Origin of the sequence: Burkholderia sp. E168m23, assembly GCF_016586125.1 — a bacterium.
GTDB lineage: Bacteria > Pseudomonadota > Gammaproteobacteria > Burkholderiales > Burkholderiaceae > Burkholderia > Burkholderia orbicola.
This window is the reverse complement of the sequence record NZ_BCPP01000698.1, coordinates 1-3,883: the sequence shown is the minus strand read 5'-3', so window position 1 is coordinate 3,883 and position 3,883 is coordinate 1. Positions and strand designations below refer to the sequence as shown.

General features: G+C 65.6%; 5 protein-coding genes. 3 read left to right on the top strand and 2 right to left on the bottom strand.

Translation table 11 applies throughout. From position 1 onward, the window contains the following. The 3 genes from JMF90_RS27750 to JMF90_RS27740 form a co-directional block, all read left to right on the top strand. A partial coding sequence (locus tag JMF90_RS27750) for an alpha/beta fold hydrolase (RefSeq protein WP_201325681.1) occupies window positions 1-781 on the top strand: 781 nt, incomplete at its 5' end. 50 nt (window positions 782-831) lie between these two features. Further along, window positions 832-1,476 carry an FMN-dependent NADH-azoreductase gene (locus tag JMF90_RS27745; protein WP_201317381.1) on the top strand — a complete coding sequence of 215 codons (645 nt, stop codon included), beginning with the start codon at window positions 832-834 and terminating at the stop codon, window positions 1,474-1,476. A gap of 11 nt (window positions 1,477-1,487) precedes the next feature. Beyond that, the gene (locus tag JMF90_RS27740; RefSeq protein WP_011545706.1) at window positions 1,488-1,796 is read left to right on the top strand and encodes a YciI family protein; all 309 of its coding nucleotides are present in this window, start codon (window positions 1,488-1,490) and stop codon (window positions 1,794-1,796) included. Between the two features lie 71 nt (window positions 1,797-1,867). On the opposite strand, the gene JMF90_RS27735 is transcribed toward JMF90_RS27740, so the two are convergent. Further along, window positions 1,868-3,025 carry an MFS transporter gene (locus JMF90_RS27735; RefSeq protein ID WP_201317382.1) on the bottom strand — a complete coding sequence of 386 codons (1,158 nt, stop codon included), beginning with the start codon at window positions 3,023-3,025 and terminating at the stop codon, window positions 1,868-1,870. A gap of 112 nt (window positions 3,026-3,137) precedes the next feature. Next, a partial coding sequence (locus JMF90_RS27730) for a glycoside hydrolase family 3 N-terminal domain-containing protein (protein ID WP_201325680.1) occupies window positions 3,138-3,883 on the bottom strand: 746 nt, incomplete at its 5' end.

The following is a 3,883-nucleotide window of genomic DNA, read 5'->3' as shown; positions in this document are numbered from 1 at the left end:
GGGCCGCTGCCCGTTCAGCCGGTTCGGCCGACTGCTCGCGGCCGTCGCGTTCATGGTGACGTTCGCAAGCGGTCACACGATCGCGGCCGCAGCGCCGGCGGTGCGCAACATCGTGCTCGTCCATGGCGCGTTCGCCGACGGGTCGAGTTGGCAGCCGGTCATCACCAGGCTGCAGCACATGGGTTACCACGTGACGGCCGTGCAGAATCCGCTCACTTCCCTAGACGATGACGTTGCCGCGACCGAGAACGTGTTGCGCCGACAAACCGGAGACGTACTGCTGGTCGGCCATTCGTGGGCCGGCGCGGTGATTACGCAAGCCGGTAATGCCGCCAATGTGAAGGGCCTTGTTTACCTGTCGGCACTGGCTCCGGATGACGGCGAGTCGGTCGACGACCTGCTGCACAGCGTCGGCGCACCGATGACGGGCCTGTCGCCGGACGCGCGGGGACTGATATGGCTGGACGATGCCCGCCAGTTCCAGCGCGTCATGGCGGGAGATCTTCCTTTTGAACGGGTCAACGCGCTGACCTCGACCCAACAGCCGATCGCGGCGGCCTGTTTCGCCGGCAAGGTGCGGCATGCGGCCTGGCATGACAAGCCCCGTTGGTACCTGCGAACGACCGACGACAACGCGCTCGACGCGACCGTGCAGCAGGCCATCGCGCAGCGGATCGGCGCAACGGTCACGACCATTCGCTCCAGTCACCTGTCGATGCTGTCTCACCCCGACGATGTCGCGAGACTGATCGACCGGGCCGCACGAACGGTTCATCCATGACGCCCTTCGGATTTCGAAGCAATTTGTCTTTCCCTCACTGCGAGACTGAAATGAAGCTCCTGCATCTCGATTCCAGCATTCTGGACGGCAACTCCATCACGCGAACGCTGTCCGCTGCCGTCGTAGCCGATTTGCGTGCACGACATCCGTTGGCCGAAGTGACCTACCGCGATCTCGTCCGCGACGAAATTGCCCACCTGACCGGACCGATCGCTGCCGGGTTCCGTGACGTCGCGACAGACGCATGCGACGACGATGCGATCCGCGAGCATCAGGTTTCCGACACCCTCGTGACGGAGTTTCTGGCCAGCGACGTCATCGTCATCGGCGCGCCGATGTACAACTTTTCGGTACCGAGTCAGTTGAAAGCCTGGCTGGATCGCATTGCACAGGCCGGACGAACCTTTCGATACACCGAGCATGGCCCGGTTGGCCTGGCCAGCGGCAAATGCGTCATCGTCGCCTCCGCACGCGGCGGGTTTTATGCGGAAGGACCTCTGGCCGGCATGGACTTCCAGGAAAACTATCTCAATCGCTTCTTCGGCTTCCTGGGTGTAACGGATGTCCGGTTCGTCCGTGCCGAGGGGGCATCGAAAGGCCAGCGGGTGCGGGACGAAGGTATCGCGCTCGCCAGGGCCGCCATCGCCGACGTACTCGCCGGCGTACCGGCGCCGGATGCACGGCCCGTCAAGTAACAGGATTCCTCATGCTGTTTGCGATCAAGCTGGATTACATCCGTCCGACGCAAGAGGTTCACGCTCACCTGGAGGCCCACAAGGCGTGGCTCGTCAAACACGTTCAGGCGGGAAGCATCCTGTTCGCGGGGCCGCTGCAGGGAGAGGCCGCCGGTTTTTTACTCGCGTATGCGGACCACCGGCGCGATATCGAGCAAATGATCGCGGAAGACCCGTTCGATATTCTCGGGTTGGCGACCTTCGACATTCAATGCTGTGAACCCGCGCTGCGTGCAAACGCTTTTCCTGCGCACTGGGCAGGAGGCGCCCGGCCGGTCTGACTTCCGTCGCGTCACGTCGAGCGGCCGTCCCCGCAACAATCCGGAATCGTCGCGAGACAAGCCCGGGCCGTTCACGCGGCCGGCCGAACACGCGCCGCTCGCGGATGCGCGACGAAGCCGGCGCAACACGGAACCAGGCAAACCAGGCCGGCCAGCAGCCAGAACGCGGTCGACAACCCGGCTTGATCGGCGATGAAGCCGATGCTGGCCGGGCCAACGAGATTGCCCGCATAGCCGGTCATCGTGATCGCCACGACGGCGAGCGACGGCGACATCGCGCGTTGAGCCCCGGCTCGGCGAAACATGATCGGCACGACATTCGATGCGCCCAGCCCGATCAACAGGAAACCCGCCAATGCCACCGGCGCGATCGGCGCGACGAGCAGAACGACCATCCCCGCCGTGGCGACCGATCCGCCCCAGAACATCATCGACCGGTCGCCGATGCGCGTGGTCAACGTGTCGCCACTCAACCGACCGGCCATCATCGCGATCGAGAACAGCATGTAGCCGAGGCCGCCCTGCGTGGCGGGAACCAGCCCTTTACCGGAAATGAACAACGCGCCCCAGCTGAGCAGCACGCCGTCGAGCAGGAATGAAATGGCCACCAGGCCCGCCAGCAACAGCACGATGCCGCGCGGCACCGCAAAAAGCGGGCCGCCCCGTCTTCGCGGCGTTTCGATCAGATGGCGCCGTGCAATCAGGATTCCGGCGAACATCAGCGCCGAGCACAGCAACATACTCGCGAACACGCCTGTATGCGCGGCCAGCAGAAAGGTCGCCAATGCCGAGCCGCCGAAGCCGCCCATGCTGTACTGAGCATGAAACCCCGACATCAGCGGCCGCCCTTCCACGCGCTCGACCTCGACCGCGTTGATGTTCATCGCGACATCCAGCGAACCGAGCGCCGCACCGAATCCGAACAGCGCAACGCCCAACGTGGCGGCGTCGTGCGCGATCGCCAGAAGCGGCAGGATCACGGCCAGCCCGACGCCACCACCGAAAACGATCGGCTTGCTGCCGAACCGGGTACCGAGTGTGCCCGTCAACATCATGGCGATCACGGAGCCTGCGCCGACACACAGCAGCAAGGCGCCGAGTGTCGCCTCGTCGATGGCCGCGCGCTGTTTGACGAACGGAACGAGCGACGCCCAGCACGCCGCGCCGAATCCGGCCACGAAGAATGCGATGCGTGTTGCGACCCGGGCCGCCGGTCGATATGAAGTCATGCCATGACACGCGTAAACGGTTGAATCGCGGGCGCCCCGCCGACATCGACGCCCACCTGCCGGTATCGGCGTGACGACGGGATGCGACGGGAGCGTACGGCCATCCCGGCATTCATGCAGGCCGTCTCCCGGCTGCGGCGCTCACGCTGTCGCAGGCTGCCTGCAGACGGCTCGCGTCCAGTCGACCGTCCGCTACCGCGCGTACGATTGCTTCGGCTACCTCACCGATGCGCGGCACCGCATTGGGCGACAGCAGCAGCAAATCCGCGCCGGCCGCCAGCGCGGCAACAGCCACGTCACCGAGTGCGCGATCGCCCTGAGTCGCCCGGTGATCGAGGTCGCAGGTCATCACCAGGCCGGAAAAACCCAGCTCCACGCGCAGGGCCGAAATCAGTTCGCGCGACAGCGAAGCCGCCACCGCCGGCTGAACCGCGCGGAAACGGGCCGGCCCCATCATTACCGCGTCGACACCCTCGTCGATCCCCGCTTCGAACGGCGCCCAAAGCGATCTCAATTCGGCGAGCGAAAGCGGCACGGTGGCATCGCTCGTGGCCGGGTGGCCCACCAGGTCGGGATGCCCGGGAAAATGTTTGAGCGTGGTCTGCAGACCGGCGCGACGAACGCCGCGCACGTACGCCCGGACCATCGCCGCCGCCTGAACCGGATCGTCGGCCAGCGTCCGGCCGTTCAGCCACAGGTTGCGCCCCGTCACGACATCGGCGGTCGGTGACAGCACCAGATTGATCCCGGCTTGCGCGACCCCCTTGGCCATTTCAAAGCAGACATCCTCCAGCTCGCGTGGCGGCATCCGTTGCGCATCGTCCCGGCCCGGCAACGGCGGCGTCAGCCATTGCAGCC